We start from the raw sequence: 14,809 nt of genomic DNA on the forward strand, positions 1-14,809 counted from the left end.
GTTATTAGTTCCCCATCAATATCACGGCGAAGAAACAGGTAATCCAGCCTGAAAATTTTTCATTATAACAAGGGCATATTTACGCTTTACGCCACAGACGACGTCACGTTTTAGAAAGAACAGAATAAATGGCGCAATAACCGCGCCAGAAAACCCTTTGAATTGAAATACACTTTAACAATGGAATCACCATATTAACCACAACACTTAAAACATTAACAATATTGATACTCGCCTTCTTTTTTAGCAGGCAATAAAATATAGATTTTCATATTTTATCATGGTAAAAATCCCCCTGGTTATTTAGAAAATTAAATAACCATTCATTATGGATGAACAAAAAAAGGAATATATTATGAGTAGAGAACTGAACGCTACTGAAATTGCACAGGTTTCCGGCGCAGGCCTTTTTACCGACCTGGGCGGCGCCATTGCTGGCGCTATTGGTAGTATTGTTGATGCCGGCACCTCGCTGGGTGGCTTAAAAACGGATGCAACCACTGCGGCGACGAACCTGGGCAAAGGTATTGGTAGTCTGCTTGAGCTTAATTTCCTTAATGCCGTCTCTCAGATTGGTAGTGGTATTATTGGCATCGTTGGCTTTGGTATTGACGCCATCTCTCAGATTACCGGCAAGAAAAGCTAATTATCTCAGACCAGAACAGGCCTGATATTTATTATCATATAAGGCTTTACTATATCGTTCTGATTAATTCAGGCTGGTGTTACGCCAGCCTGCATAGTTATTAATGCTGCTTTATCTCATCCTCTTTTCGGCTCTTCCGCTTCATTTGACGCGACGGTAATAGGGTTGCGGCCGTATCGTCTGTCGCCGCTGCGGCTCAATCACGGCAGCCGCATTTTCAGCGTGCATAAATGGGGGTATCTCGGCATATTATCCCGCAGCCTCTCTTCACACACGGCCACCGATTCGATCAGCAGCAGACAGACTATTTACGGAGCCTCAAATGGCGAAAGCACTGGTTATTTTTCTGCATGGCGTCGGCAGCAACGGCGCCGACCTCGCGGCGCTGGGCCATCACTGGGCGCCGCTGTTGCCCGATGTTATCTTTGCCGCGCCCGATGCGCCTGAACCCTTTGCCGGTAGCGCGGGTTACCAGTGGTTCAGTCTGGATGGGGTTACGGCGGAAAACCGCCCGGCGCGCGTGCGCGCTGCACGCGCCGCTTTTGACGCCACAGTAGAGAGAGTCATGACGCAGCAGGGCCTGCATGGCGAATGGGAAAAAGTGGTGCTGGTCGGTTTTTCGCAGGGATCGATCATGGCGCTCGACGCGCTGGCGTCAGGACGCTATCCGCTGGCAGGCGTAGTGGCCTTTTCCGGGCGGCTGGCTGTTGACGAACCGCTCACGCCGACGCGCCATACGCCCGCTCTGCTAATCCACGGTCACGCTGACGAGGTGATCCCGTGGCGCGAAAGCGAATCCGCCGCGCAGCGGCTGAGAGCCGCCGGCCTCTCTCTTGAGCTTCAGCTTGAACCTAAAACGCCCCATACCATTTCCGCACAGGGCGCGATGCGCGCCGCCGCCTTTATTGCCCAGTGTCTTCAGGATTAGGGCCAGAAGCGCCGCAGCGCCGCCCAGGCCAGCGGCGCAACCTCGCGCGGCGGCAGACGCTTTAACTCATCATTGAAAACTTCAATGCCCACGGGTCCCCGGTAGCCTGCGCTTTTTAATTTATCCACGAAGCTGGCAACGTCTATGATGCCTGCGCCGGGCAGCAGGCGCTGATGTTTAGCCAGATCCATAATGGCCTGCTTGTCCTGCGGCGAAGGCTGCACGGCCATATCGCACAGCTGCACTTCGTAAATACGATCGGCCGGAATCCCCTCAAGCTGCGAGGCATCGCCGCCCAGCGCGCTGATATGAAACAGGTCGACAACCAGCCCGATATTCGGCTGGTCCAGCCTTTGCAAGCGCTCCCACGCCTTTGGCAGCGTATTATCGACGCTGCACCACGCCATCGGCTCATACATGATGCGCATATTAAAACGCGCGGCTTCCGACGCCAGCCAGCGCAGATCGTCGTCGATCTGATCGGTAATGCAGTCTTCACGCGTTGTCGCCGGCGCCTGGATAGTATCGCAGCCCAGCGCCTGCGCCATCTGAATAAACTGCCGCAGCTCTTCGCGCTTTTGCAGACGCAGATCGCCAGGCGCGCCGGTAAAATCGCGCAACACTTGCAGGTTAGTAAAGCCGGTTCCCAGCTGCGCCAGGCGCGCCGGGCCGCCGTGGCAGGCTTCGACATCTTCACGCCAGATTTCGACCTGATCGAATCCGGCCTCGCGCGCAGCCTGAAGCTTCTCCTCGGTTTCACCGCTTAACAGCACCAGGTTAAGGAATGCAGGTTGAGTCATGAACGTTCTCCTTAATCGTCCGGAATAATCGGTTGCCAGTCGCCCTGGCCAGCTGTGCGCGTTAACCCAGCAAATTAACCAGCGCAAAACCGGCAAAGGTCATCAGCAGCGAGCCGGTCACATGCGCCAGCACGCTTGCCATCGCCCACAAATACTTACCTGATTGTAGCAACATGAGAATTTCTGCTGAGAAAGTTGAGAATGTCGTCAGACCGCCGCACAGGCCGGTGACGATCAGCAGCTTCCAGGCCGGATCGAGCTGAGGATATTTGATAAACCACGCCAGCGCCGCGCCGATGATAAATCCGCCAGCCAGATTAACCAGTAACGTGCCCGGCGGCAGACTGGGAAAGAGCGCGTTAAAGCGCAGCGAGATTAGCCAGCGCAGCGTACAGCCTGCGGCCCCGCCCAGCATCACGGCGAACAGTGATTTCAACATCATAGGCTCCTGTAGACAGCAATTATGCAGGGTTGCGGCGAGGAGAAAGCAGCCTGACACACCCGTCGCACCTGCGAGAGGATTAAGGTTTATGTCAGGCGTCATCAGCCGCTGGGATCGCCAGCAGGCGGTTGGGAAAGGTGGAACACCATCACCTTGATAACGCTGATAATACGATGTTGCACAGCGGCTGACAACCGACGGCGGGCCGCCGCAGAGGGCAAAAATCCGGCTGCGGACGACCCGCTGCTACACCACCCGCAGACGGTCAGGGCAATCTGTGTCTATCCTGCTTACAGTCAACTGCCGCTGTCTGGCTGCCATACCCTGAGGAGACTTTATGCGCACTCTGATTTTCGATACCGATATTGGCGTAGACGACGCCTTTGCGCTGGCCTATGCGGCCCGCACGCAGCGTCTGCTGGGGATTACCACGGTATTCGGCAATGTGGCCGTCGGGCAGGCGGTAAAAAATGCCCGTCTGTTTTGTGAAAAGATGAAGATTGATGCGCCGGTTTATCGCGGCTGCTCGCGTCCGCTGGCCCTCGCGCCCAGCGCCCCCGCGAAGCTGCACGGCGAAGATGGCTTAGGCGACGCGTTTACGAATCCCTACAGCGATCGCGCGCCCGGCGCGGTGTCATTCATTATCGACAGCATACGGGCGCAGCCGCATGAGATTACGCTGGTGGCGATTGGTCCGCTGACCAATATCGCCAGCGCCATCAATCAGGCGCCCGATATCATTCCGCTGGTGAAAGAGCTGGTGATAATGGGCGGCGCGTTCGGCACCGACGGCCACAGCGGCAACGTGACGCCTTTCGCTGAATTTAATATCTGGAAAGATCCCCACGCCGCCGATCAGGTGCTCAGTTCAGCGCTCAGGGTGGTCGTGGTGCCGCTCGACGTGACGCATAAGGTCCTGATCGGCAGCAAAGAAATACAGCAGCTGAATCAGCCCGTACTGAGCGCGATTGTGCGTCCTTATCTGGCCTACAGCCTGCAAAAAGAGGGCTTTGACGGCATGGCGCTGCACGACACGCTGGCCATTGCCTGGCTCTGTCAGCCGCAGGCGTTTCAGCTTATGCAAGGCCCGCTGCGCGTGATTACCGAAGGCATAGCGCGCGGGCAAACGGTGCGTAAGATTAGCGCGCTGGCGTCACGGGACGATCCTTTCCGCGATCTGCCCGATCAGCGCGTCGCGCTGGGCGTCGATGCCGCGCAGGTGCGCGATCATTTCTTTCGCACGCTTAGCGATCAAAGTGGATCACGCCCTTAATCAGTTCGCGGTTGTTGATCACCTGCGGCTCAAAGTCTTCCGCCAGCGTGGAGAAGGCAAAATGCGCGTTAAGCATCATTTCGGCGCGCAGCTTGCCGCTCGCCATCAGATCGCGCACGCGGTCAAAATCTTCTCGCGTGGCATTGCGGCTGCCCAGTAACGTGGTCTCTTTTTTATGGAATTCGCTGTCCGGGATGGTCAGATCGCCTTTGTGCAGGCCGACATACACCACGGTGCCGCCGTGACGCATCAGATTGACCGCATTATTCATCGCCGCCGGACTGCCGGTCGCGTCTATGACTTTGAGCGCCAGCCGACCGTTAAACTGCGCGCGCAGCGCGTCATAAAAATCGTCACGCGCTGGATCGAGCGCCGCCAGCCCCAGCTCTTGCGCGACATGCGCGCGACGAAATTCACTGGTGTCCGCGACTACCACGTTAGCCCCTTCCGCCGCCGCAATCGCCGCCACGCCAAGGCCAATCGGACCAGCCCCGACCACCAGCACATGCTCGTTAGCCGTGACCTGCGCCCGCCGTACCGCATGCGCGCTGATGGCGAAGGGTTCGATTAGCGCGGCCGCTTCAGGCGCCACGTCATCAACCCGCAGCAGATTACTGACCGGCACAGCGAGGAAGTCGCAAAAGCCCCCGTCCTGATGCACGCCAATTACAGAGATATTTTCACAGCAGTTGGTTTTGCCGCTCTGGCAGGCGTCGCAGCGCAGGCAGGAGAGATAGGGAATCAGCGCCACGCGCTGGCCCGGCTCAATGCCCTGCGCCCCCGCTCCCAGCGCCACCACCTCGCCGCACAGCTCATGGCCCAGCACGCGAGGATAGCTAAAGAAGGGCTGATTGCCCGCCCAGGCGTGAATATCTGTGCCGCAAATACCGGCGGCGATAAGTTTAATCAGCGCCTCGCCCGCCGCAGGCGCAGGCTGTTCGCGCGTGGTCCAGACCATTTTTTTCGGTTCAGCGATGACCAGGGTTTGCATTGTCGTCATAGTAATTCTCCTGTTGTCCTGACGCAGTTATCGCGAATTGATCGCGGGCGGGCTTTTTTGCCGGTGGGATCTGTGAGGCACGGCGATTTTTTTGGGATTTGAATGGTTTTTAATGGATAAAAAACCGGAGGATGCTGTGAGTCGAAACCTGAATCTGCGCCAGAACGTGATTAATCAGATGCTGGAAGGCATCGCCCAGCGTCATATCCGCTCGCCGCTGCCCGCCCAGGCCGCACTGGCGGAGATGTTTAATATCAGCCGCACCACGGTGCGCCATACGCTGCACTATCTGCATCAGCGGGGCGTGCTGGAAAAAGTCGCCGGCACCTGGGTTATCGTGCGACAGCCGATGGAGGAGGATGGCTTCAGCGAGCTGGCGTCGCCGATTGAGCAGCAGGCCAGCCAGTTTGAAGCGGCGTTTTTCGAAATGATTAACCAGCGCCAGCTCGCGCCTGGCGACGCCTTCAGCGAACTCCAGCTGGCGCAGCGGGTAAAGGTCAGTCCGGTGGTGGTGCGCGAGTTTCTGCTGCGCTTTATGCGCTACGATCTGCTGGAGCCGGTAACACGCGGCCGCTGGCGCATGAAGAAATTTACCCTCGACTACGCCGATAAGCTGTTTGAACTGCGCGAAATGCTGGAGACGCACGCCCTGACGCGCTTTCTTAATCTGCCGCCGCAGGATGAGCGCTGGATTCAGGCGCGTGATCTGCTCGATCGCCACCGCAGCCTGCGCGATACCATTGCCAGCGACTATCGCCAGTTCGCCGCGCTGGATAAAGAGCTGCATTCGCTGATCCTGTCTGCCGCCGACAACCCCTTTTTCAACCATTCGCTGGAGATTATCTCGGTGATATTTCATTCACATTATCAGTGGGATGAGCGCGATCTCAAGCAGCGCAATATTGTGGCGCTGGAAGAGCATATGGCGCTGCTTTCCGCCCTGATTGGCCGTCAGGACGTGGACGCGCTGCTGGCGCTGCATACCCATCTCGCCACCTCACGCTCGTCGATGTCGCGCTCGATCCAGCAATACAATTAAAAACCGATTAAAAACCGCAAAGCATTAGCTCCCGCACGAATCAGAAACAACTTCGCAACATCACAACGGCATTGCTTCTAGTCTCGACTGCAACGTCATGGCAGCCTGCTGGCGCGCCATGCGCCCTACCATCACATAACGATAAGTACCCAGTTACGGGAGAATGCCATGGAAAATTCATCGGTCAGCGGCCGTCGCTCGTCGACCGCCGATGTAGCGCCAGAGCAGGAGTATGTGCCGGCACGCAGCGATGTGGTGCGCTCGCCGCGCATTCGCAAGATTCAGATCACCGCTATGCTGCTGCTGCTGTTCGCCGCCATCATTAACTACCTGGATCGCAGCTCGCTTTCAGTCGCCAACATGACCATCCGCGAAGAGCTGGGTCTGAACGCCACGGAAATCGGTATGCTGCTCTCCGCCTTCTCGCTGGCGTATGGTCTGGCGCAGCTGCCCTGCGGCGCGCTGCTGGACCGTAAAGGCCCGCGCATTATGCTGGGCATCGGCATGTTTTTCTGGTCGCTGTTTCAGGCGGCTGCCGGGCTGGTGCATAACTTTACCCAGTTTATTCTGGTGCGTATTGGACTTGGCATCGGCGAAGCGCCCATGAACCCGTGCGGCGTAAAGGTGATCAACGACTGGTTCAATATTAAAGATCGCGGTATGCCGATGGGCTTTTTTAACGCCGCCTCGATGATAGGTCTGTCGGTGGCCCCGCCGGTGCTCGCCGCCATGATGCTGGCGTTCGGCTGGCGCGGTATGTTCGTGGTTATCGGCGTGCTCGGCATGTTTCTGGCGATTGGCTGGTACATGATTTACCGCGACCGCGATAACAGCAAACTCAGCGCGGAAGAGATCCACTATTTGCAGGCGGGCAGCGTCGCGTCGCGTAAAGAGCCGCTGAGCTTTGCTGAATGGCGCGGCCTGTTTAAGCAGCGCACCATGTGGGGCATGATGATTGGCTTTAGCGGCATCAACTATACCGCATGGCTCTATATCGCCTGGCTGCCGGGTTATTTGCAGTCCACCTACCATCTGGACCTGAAGAGCACCGGCCTGCTCGCTGCGATTCCGTTCCTGTTTGGCGCGGCGGGAATGCTGCTTAACGGCTACACGGTGGATGCGCTGGTGCGTCGCGGCTTTGACGCGGTAAAAACCCGTAAAGTCTGCATTATCTCCGGCATGCTGCTGTCGGCGGCCTTTACCGCCTTCGTGACGCGCGCCACCGATACCACCAGCGCCGTGACGCTGATCGGCATGGCGCTGTTCTGCATCCACTTCGCCGGAACCTCTTGCTGGGGGCTGATTCACGCCAACGTAACGGCGCGCATGACCGCCTCGGTCGGCAGTATTCAAAACTTCGCCAGCTTCGTGTTCGCCTCTTTCGCGCCGGTTATCACGGGCTGGGTGCTGGATACCACCCAATCTTTCAGCCTTGCGCTGATGATTTGTGCCGGTATCGCGGTGGTGGGCGCGCTGGCCTATCTGGTGCTGGTGCGCAAGCCGATTACCGACGGCGCCTGATCAACGGGCCGGGCGTTCGCCCGGCTAATTTAACTTGTGCAGCGTCACGCCGTGGCGCGCGCCGTAGCGTTGAATGCCGCTAATGACCTTTTCCACGCTAAGCGGCGGCGGCGGCGAAAAGAGCGGTGCCCGCGCCCGCAGCGAGGAGTCGAAGCGGGCGAGCGCGGCAAAATCGTGCGGATAACGTTCGGTATCCACCCCGACAAAGGCCCCTTCATGCATGGCGCGATCGAGCAAAGCCTGCCAGCGCGCAAGCGACGCCATCCCAATGCTTTCCGTTCCAGGTGAAAACAGCATCATATCGATGTCGCGATAGCGCGGCTGGCGATCGAGAAAGCGCGTCAGCGAGACCGCAGAAGGCTCGGCGCCCGACATCAGCCAGAAGGGAATGCCATGCTGGCGCATCACGCACCAGGGATCCATCATCAGATAGCTGTCCACCGTCAGGCGCGTCGCGTGAATGCCCGCCGCCAGATACCAGTCCCGGTAGATTTCCGCGACCACAAAACTCAGCGCCTCAGGCTCCTGATAGCGTATCTCCAGCAGCTGCCAGCCCTGATCCGCCGCCAGTTTTTGCAGCGGCAGCTTGAGATATTCGTCCAGCCCCCACTCGGCTTCCGGCACATTGTCAGTCGGCGCTGGCGCATGCCACCGCTCGCGCTCGCTGCCGTAGCGCGCCAGAAATTCCGCTACGCGGCTCCCGCCCTGCAAATATTCCTTCTCTGTTGCACCGCTCAGCGCGCCAAACTGGAAAAATGAGCGATCGCTGGTGCGCGTCACCGGCCATTGCCGCGTGCAGTGGCTGACAAACAGCGTGCCGTTACCCGGCAGGCTGCGCATCAGAAATTCATTAAAGGCCAGCGGCAGCGCGCGCAGTTTCAGATGGAAATAGCGCATGCGATCGAGCATGAGTCGATCCTGATTCGGGTCCTGCATCTGATGCACCGCCAGACGCGGCCAGGCCGCCAGCAGTCCCGCCGCGACGGATTTGCCCTGCTCAAAGCCCGCCTGGGCGTCATCGGGATCGCTGTGCGTCGCGCGCACCGGGCAGAGAAACGTCTGAGGCAGCCAGGGCGCGCCTGCGGCGGCGGCCAGATGGGTCAGCGCGCCGTTTGACGAGCCAATAAAGGCGGCGGGATAGTCGCGCGCCGGATATTCGCTGACCATCCATTCGGCAATGCCTTCAATATCCAGCTCGCCGGCCTGTGATTCCGTGAGACCCTCAGCCATGCCGCCGGTCGCATACCCCCAGTCTCGCAGCCGGGTCGGCAGACGATTAAGCGAAGGCAGCAGGCGACTGAGCATGGGCGACGTCTCGGCGTCGTCAAAGGGTTTGTCGTGCAGCGTATGGGCCAGCGCCATCAGCATAGCGGTTGCTGAGTCAAAACGGGCGATACCTTTGGGCGGTTTACTCATCCTGATTCTCCTGCTGAATACGCGTCAGAAACGGACGGATGGCGTGGCGAAAGCTCCACGGATAGACGTAATGTAGCGTATGGGTGCCGCCGCGCAGCGTCAGCACTTCGCCGCGCGGCAGCAGCGCGCCCAGTTCATCCACCCAGCGCGCGGGCGACACGGAATCGCGCGAGCCGCGCAGCAGCAGCGTCGGGGCATTGATATAGGTCAGACGGTGCTCAATGCGGTCGCGCAGCAAGAATCGATGCGTTTTCAGGGCGCGCCATACGCCGGCTTTGGCATAATCGACCCGCGCCAGCGACGCGGGCGAACGGTGCCGCTCCAGGCGAGCGTTGCGCCAGCCGCGCCAGGCCTGTCGCAGCCAGCTGCGCGCATGGCGATCCACTGTCGGTCCCTGCATCACCAGGCCCGCCACCACCTCCGGATGCCTGACCGCCAGCGCGGCGAGCACCTGGCAGCCAGACGCGCTGCCGATCCAGATGGCGCGCGACAGCTGATTATGCTGAAGCCACTGCCAGAGGGCATCGGCCTGCTCTTCAACCGTCAGAATCGGCGCGGAAAGCGGCAGGGTGCTGGCGCCGAAGCCCGGCAGATCCGGGACCAGCACGCGATAGTTATGACCGAGCGCCAGCGCCAGCTCCTCCATAACGCGTCCCGACATCACCAGATCGTGCACCAGCACCAGCGGCAGGCCAGGCGCGTCGTGCGGCGTCGTGCGGGTGAACATCCGCCATTCGCCAATCTGTTGAAAGTAACCGGCAAGGCCCGCCTGGTGGCTACGCGGTGAAACCGGCGGCGTCTGCTTTAAACGCCGCCATTGCTGAACACCCCACCAGGCCGCCGCTGCGCCAAGCCCCAGCCCGGCCAGTAGCGCACCGCTTTTCCAGCGCATCGGTTTTTCCTCACGCCTCATCACCCGCTCCTGAATATGGTTGTGTCACTTCAGTGTAGGCGGCGAAATCGTGAGCAGCAGGCGGAACGGGGGAAAGTTGTGGCGCGGCACAAAAGAAGAGGCTGCGATAAGATCCAGTCGCAGCCAGAGGAATATCAGGCGATGGTATTGCGCAGGCGGCCAATCTTTTCGATTTCGACTTCCACCACGTCACCGCTGAACATAAACAGCGGCGGCGTGCGTTTTTTGCCAACGCCGCCCGGCGAGCCGGTGAAAATGACGTCGCCAGGCGACAGCGGGCTAAAGGCGGAAATATATTCGATGATATTCGCTACCTTATGCACCATGCTGCCGGTGGTGTCGTTCTGCACTTCGCGCCCGTTCAGGAAGGTTTTAATCGCCAGCGCCTGCGGATCGCCGATCTCTTCGGCGGTGGTCATCCAGGGGCCAAACCCGCCGGTCTGCGGCCAGTTCTTGCCGGCAGTGAACCAGGTAAACTGCATATCGCGCACCGTCGCGTCCATAAAGCAGCTGTAGCCCGCCACATATTCCAGCGCCTGCTCCGCTTTTACCTGATGCGCCGGTTTGCCGATAATCACCGCCAGCTCGCCTTCATAGTCAAACTCGCTGGTAGACTCTGGCTTCAGCAGCGGGCGATCGTGACCGGTCAGCGAGTCGGCGAAGCGAATAAACAGCGTGGGCGCGTCCAGGGTCTCAGAGAACTCTTTGCGCTTGTCGGCGTAATTCATCCCGACGCAAAAAACTTTGCCGGGATTTTCAATGACCGGCAGGAACTGCAACGCGGAGAAAGCGAAGTCAGCCGGAAGCGTGCGGAATGCGGCCAGATCGGCCATAGAAGAGCGTTGAAGAAAGGTTTTCAGATCCGGGCATTCCGCGCCGAGGCGCAATCCCACGTCTGTCACGCCATCTTCAAGGACGATGCCAAAACTTTTTCTTGCCTGGTCAGGAAGATAAAAACTGCAAAGCTGCATTACTGCCTCGTTGTTATAGGAAATTTCGCGCGCAGGTTAGCAAATGCTAAGGTGAAAATCGTACAAACTTACGCTCATCCGATGTGTGAAAGGTGCGCGGACCGCATGAGTCAGGCGGTCCGAATCGAGGCGATAACCTCAGGTCGATCCCCGATGGCGATTATCGGGGGTCGGCGGCGCGGTCTGTTAGTACATAGCGCCTGGCGGTACGTATTTGAAGGTTTCGACGTAAGCGCGGAAAACATACTTCACTAAACGTTTCATGGGTTGCCTTGTTCAAAATTTGTTGAAGAAATGCAGAGAAATTATAGCCACTGTGCATTTTGCAGGCAATAAATTTTGAACTGGATCACAAAAACAGCACTTTTTTTCAGGACCGGATGTTAAGAAAAGAGGTTGAGGTGCTCGATCAGGATAGTGCAGCCGATAGCAATCAAGACCAGGCCGCCCAGCACTTCAGCCCATTTGCCCAGTACCGGACCCACTAAACGACCGACCAGCACGCCGGTTGTCGCCATTATGGTGGTCGCCATGCCAATTGTCAGCGCGGTGGCAACAATGTTCACTTGCAGGAAGGCCAGACCAACGCCCACCGCCAGCGCATCAAGACTGGTCGCGACGGCCGTTGTGGCAAGCACCATAAAGCCGTGGCGCTGCGGCGCTTCGCAGGGTTCAGCCGTGGCAGTCTGACGGAAGCCCTCCATCATCATTCGCCCGCCCAGGAAGGCCAGCAGGAAAAAGGCGACCCAGTGATCCCAGGCCATCACGTAGCGGCTGGCGGCCAGGCCGGCTGCCCAGCCAATCAGCGGGGTCAATGCTTCAATCGCGCCAAAAATCAGGCCGGTGCGCAGCGCTTCTTTAAAGCCGGGACGATGCAGCGCTGCGCCTTTGCTCAACGCAGCGGCAAAAGCGTCCATCGACATACCGAAGGCAAGAATCAGGGTTGCAATAAAAGTCATAATGGCTAGTGTCAGGATAAAAAGCGTTCGAAAGCCCGCTTTTTACCACGCATAATATCTGGTCTGATAAAAGTGCGCGCAGTCTAGCACGCATCCCTCACGATAAAAAGACAAGAAAATCATGGGTTTAAGTATAGCAAAGGCTATAACTTTTAACTTTCGCTATGCTTAGCCGCTAAGCTAATGGTATTTAAGCGTTTTCTTTAAGGCCGCCCTCGTCCCCGACGCGCGTCCGCCACAGGGATTGAACCCTGGCGAAGATTCCCGGAAAATAGCCGCGCTGAAGACTGCGGAACTTACCGATGAAAAACCCTTTTGAATCTCTGATTATTCCCGGCGGCATTTTGCTGCTTGGCTTTCTTTCCGCCCTGCTGCTGCCTGCGCCCAACTTTGGCATTACCCTGGCCCGGACGCTGACCCAGCGGCTGCATTTACAGGACATTAATCAGCTCTACACCATTATCTTCTGCGTGTGGTTTCTGTTGCTGGGCGCGGTCGAGTTTTTTGTTATCCGCTTTATCTATCGACGCTGGTTCCGTTCCTGAGCGCAAGGGCTGCCCGCCGCTGCTTTTTTCGCCACTGCGGGCGACTCATCCATCACACAAATGTAACATTGTTTTTACAGATGCCGTGAAAAACCCCAGTGTCGGCAAAATTTCTTTATCGTCCCTTTCCTGTCTAAACTTAATAAATCAGTAACTTATAAAATAAGGCGAATTTAACATCCCTCCCTTCTGTGCACTGTCATTGTGCATTTACGCAACATTATCTTTTATTAACCTCCTGAGTTTGCAGTAAAAAATACCTTATGGCCGTCGCGCTAAGATGATTAATTCTTATGCTGAATCATTTCTGCATTTAAAAAATAAACAAATGTTTAAATCAGAGACGAGAATGTTATATTCAGTACACAAAGCATAACGTGCAGTTAACCTGCATCCCGCTTAAACGAACCTGAGTCTTAACCTTTGAGAAATAGCGCAACGCGCTCCCAGAAAGCGTGACTATTTCGCCTGCGAACCTGTTGAGCTTCAGGGCAACAGAGAGAGGAGATGTCGCCTCATGAGCAAAACAGCTGTAAACCTTTCGCTCGCTAAGAGCGCCACTGGCATGGAAAAAAACCACATGTCTGAGCGTAAAGACGTTGACGTCCTGCTGACTGGCGCAGGCGTGATGAGCGCAACCCTGGCCGCATGGCTACAGGAACTGGAACCGGACTGGACCATTGAGATGGTCGAGCGGCTGGGAAGCGTAGCGGAAGAGTCGTCTAATGGCTGGAATAACGCCGGTACCGGCCATGCCGCGCTGGCGGAGCTGAACTACACGCCGCAAAAGGCGGATGGCAGTATCGACATCACCAAAGCCGTGGCCATCAATGAATCTTTTCAGATTTCCCGTCAGTTCCTGGCATACCAGGTGCAAAAGGGCCGTCTGGGCACGCCTGAGACATTTATTAACAGCACGCCGCACATGAGCTTCGTCTGGGGTGACGAAAACGTCGCCTTCCTGCGTAAGCGCTATCAGGCGCTGCAAAAAAGCACGCTGTTCCGCGGTATGGCTTACTCTGAAGATCCGCAGCAGATCGCTAAATGGATCCCGCTGGTGATGAAGGGACGCGATCGTCGGCAAAAAGTCGCGGCGACCTGGACGGAAATGGGCACCGACGTCAACTTCGGCGAAGTCACGCGTCAGCTGATCGCTTCGCTGGAAAAGCAGCCTAATTTCCGCCTGCGTCTGCGTCAGGAAGTGCGCGATCTTAAGCGTCTGAGCGATGGTCGCTGGCAGGTGACGCTGCATTCGCTGGCGACAGGCGAAACGCGCGTCGTGAATGCGAAAAACGTCTTTATCGGCGCGGGCGGCGCGGCGCTGCCGCTGTTGCAGAAGAGCGGCATTCCGGAAGTGGCTGGCTATGCGGGCTTCCCGGTCGGTGGATCCTTCCTCGTTACCGAAAATCCCGCCGTTGTGCAGCAGCATATGGCGAAAGTCTACGGTAAGGCGTCGGTCGGCGCGCCGCCGATGTCGGTGCCGCACGTTGACACCCGCGTGCTGGACGGGAAGCGCGTACTGCTGTTTGGTCCCTTCGCCACCTTCTCTACCAAGTTCCTGAAGCAGGGCTCGCTGCTCGATATGTTCGGCTCGATGAACAGCGGCAACCTGCTGCCGATGGTTAACGTCGGCCTGAAGAATTTTGACCTGGTGAAATACCTGGTCGATCAGGTGTTGCAGAGCGATGCCGATCGTATGGAAGCGCTGCGCGCCTATGTGCCAGAGGCGCATTCTGACGACTGGCGTCTGGTCACTGCCGGTCAGCGCGTGCAGATCATCAAGAAAGAGGGTAAAGAGGGCGGCGTGTTGCGTCTTGGCACCGAGGTCGTCACTTCGGAAGACGGCACCATTTCGGCCCTGCTCGGCGCCTCGCCCGGCGCGTCAACCGCTGCGCCGATTATGCTGGAGCTGATGGCGAAAGCCTGGCCGGAGCTGATGGCCTCTGTTGAGTGGCAGAGCCGCATTCGCGCCGTGGTGCCCTCCTGGGGACGCAAGCTTAACGGCGATGTGGCGCTGACCGAGAAAGTGCTGGCGGACACCAGCCGCGTACTGAAACTCGCCTATGCGCCGCCGGTTACGCCAAACGCCGCTAACGACGAAGGACGGGAAACGGCGCACGTTGTCGGCAAGTAACCACGTTGTGATTTGAAGCCCTGCTGATGCAGGGCTTTTTTATTTGCTCCCGCGCAAAACCCGCTCCACAGACGTCGGTGGCCAGGTGGCGCGAACGGGACCACCAGACCGCGTCACCCCTGCCCTGCGCGCCAGCGCGGCCACGACCGCCTGCCATGCCGCTCCGCTCTCCGGTTCACGCTTTTCCCCTTCGGCTTTACCGGCGCGAGGTATGCCGCGCCT

15 protein-coding genes and 1 riboswitch are annotated in these 14,809 nt (G+C 57.9%); of the genes, 7 read left to right on the forward strand and 8 right to left on the reverse strand.

Annotated elements, in window-relative coordinates; all coding sequences use genetic code 11:
- The first annotated feature begins 355 nt into the window (after positions 1–355).
- Both BBB56_RS09650 and BBB56_RS09655 read left to right on the forward strand, forming a co-directional pair.
- Positions 356–646: a hypothetical protein gene (locus BBB56_RS09650; RefSeq protein WP_123800740.1), complete on the forward strand. Its 291-nt coding sequence runs from the start codon at positions 356–358 to the stop codon at positions 644–646.
- A 322-nt stretch (positions 647–968) separates the two neighbouring features.
- Positions 969–1,574: an alpha/beta hydrolase gene (locus BBB56_RS09655; RefSeq protein ID WP_123800741.1), complete on the forward strand. Its 606-nt coding sequence runs from the start codon at positions 969–971 to the stop codon at positions 1,572–1,574.
- Here the strand turns inward: BBB56_RS09655 and BBB56_RS09660 are convergent.
- The gene (locus BBB56_RS09660) at positions 1,571–2,374 is read right to left on the reverse strand and encodes a sugar phosphate isomerase/epimerase family protein (RefSeq protein WP_123800742.1); all 804 of its coding nucleotides are present in this window, start codon (positions 2,372–2,374) and stop codon (positions 1,571–1,573) included. The two genes, BBB56_RS09655 and BBB56_RS09660, sit on opposite strands and share 4 nt — an antisense overlap.
- Before the next feature lie 61 nt (positions 2,375–2,435).
- The gene (gene crcB, locus BBB56_RS09665; RefSeq protein ID WP_123800780.1) at positions 2,436–2,813 is read right to left on the reverse strand and encodes a fluoride efflux transporter CrcB; all 378 of its coding nucleotides are present in this window, start codon (positions 2,811–2,813) and stop codon (positions 2,436–2,438) included.
- 88 nt (positions 2,814–2,901) lie between these two features.
- Positions 2,902–2,978, reverse strand: a riboswitch (Fluoride riboswitch).
- A 175-nt stretch (positions 2,979–3,153) separates the two neighbouring features.
- Here crcB and BBB56_RS09670 point away from each other — a divergent pair.
- Positions 3,154–4,089 carry a nucleoside hydrolase gene (locus tag BBB56_RS09670; protein ID WP_123800743.1) on the forward strand — a complete coding sequence of 312 codons (936 nt, stop codon included), beginning with the start codon at positions 3,154–3,156 and terminating at the stop codon, positions 4,087–4,089.
- Here BBB56_RS09670 and BBB56_RS09675 read toward each other — a convergent pair.
- Positions 4,061–5,089: a zinc-binding alcohol dehydrogenase family protein gene (locus BBB56_RS09675; protein WP_123800744.1), complete on the reverse strand. Its 1,029-nt coding sequence runs from the start codon at positions 5,087–5,089 to the stop codon at positions 4,061–4,063. The genes BBB56_RS09670 and BBB56_RS09675 overlap by 29 nt on opposite strands.
- 136 nt (positions 5,090–5,225) lie before the next feature.
- Between BBB56_RS09675 and BBB56_RS09680 the strand changes: the two genes are divergently transcribed.
- Together BBB56_RS09680 and BBB56_RS09685 are read left to right on the forward strand one after the other, a co-directional pair.
- The gene (locus BBB56_RS09680) at positions 5,226–6,128 is read left to right on the forward strand and encodes a GntR family transcriptional regulator (protein WP_123800745.1); all 903 of its coding nucleotides are present in this window, start codon (positions 5,226–5,228) and stop codon (positions 6,126–6,128) included.
- A gap of 168 nt (positions 6,129–6,296) precedes the next feature.
- Entirely contained in the window at positions 6,297–7,649 is a 1,353-nt protein-coding gene (locus BBB56_RS09685) for an MFS transporter (protein ID WP_123800746.1), read from the forward strand.
- 24 nt (positions 7,650–7,673) lie between these two features.
- Here BBB56_RS09685 and BBB56_RS09690 read toward each other — a convergent pair whose 3' ends face one another.
- From BBB56_RS09690 to mntP, 5 genes are all read right to left on the reverse strand, one after another.
- On the reverse strand, positions 7,674–9,065 hold the full coding sequence (locus BBB56_RS09690; protein ID WP_123800747.1) for a hypothetical protein: 1,392 nt from the start codon (positions 9,063–9,065) through the stop codon (positions 7,674–7,676).
- A complete protein-coding gene (locus BBB56_RS09695) occupies positions 9,058–9,957 on the reverse strand; it encodes an alpha/beta fold hydrolase (RefSeq protein ID WP_123800781.1) in 900 nt (299 codons plus the stop codon). The genes BBB56_RS09690 and BBB56_RS09695 overlap by 8 nt, the downstream gene beginning before the upstream one ends.
- A 155-nt stretch (positions 9,958–10,112) precedes the next feature.
- Positions 10,113–10,949: a fumarylacetoacetate hydrolase family protein gene (locus tag BBB56_RS09700; RefSeq protein WP_123800748.1), complete on the reverse strand. Its 837-nt coding sequence runs from the start codon at positions 10,947–10,949 to the stop codon at positions 10,113–10,115.
- Positions 10,950–11,135: 186 nt separating this feature from the next.
- Positions 11,136–11,213, reverse strand: coding sequence for a stress response protein AzuC (gene azuC, locus BBB56_RS23965; protein ID WP_120457375.1), 78 nt, complete (start codon positions 11,211–11,213; stop codon positions 11,136–11,138).
- A gap of 119 nt (positions 11,214–11,332) precedes the next feature.
- Entirely contained in the window at positions 11,333–11,908 is a 576-nt protein-coding gene (gene mntP / locus BBB56_RS09710) for a manganese efflux pump MntP (protein ID WP_123800749.1), read from the reverse strand.
- Between the two features lie 302 nt (positions 11,909–12,210).
- On the opposite strand from mntP, the gene BBB56_RS09715 reads away from it, so the two are divergent.
- Together BBB56_RS09715 and mqo are read left to right on the forward strand one after the other, a co-directional pair.
- Positions 12,211–12,453: a DUF1158 domain-containing protein gene (locus BBB56_RS09715; RefSeq protein WP_123800750.1), complete on the forward strand. Its 243-nt coding sequence runs from the start codon at positions 12,211–12,213 to the stop codon at positions 12,451–12,453.
- 517 nt (positions 12,454–12,970) lie between these two features.
- Positions 12,971–14,587 carry a malate dehydrogenase (quinone) gene (gene mqo, locus BBB56_RS09720; RefSeq protein ID WP_123800751.1) on the forward strand — a complete coding sequence of 539 codons (1,617 nt, stop codon included), beginning with the start codon at positions 12,971–12,973 and terminating at the stop codon, positions 14,585–14,587.
- Positions 14,588–14,809 lie beyond the last annotated feature (222 nt).

Source organism: Candidatus Pantoea deserta, assembly GCF_003813865.1.
GTDB classification, from domain to species: domain Bacteria; phylum Pseudomonadota; class Gammaproteobacteria; order Enterobacterales; family Enterobacteriaceae; genus Pantoea; species Pantoea deserta.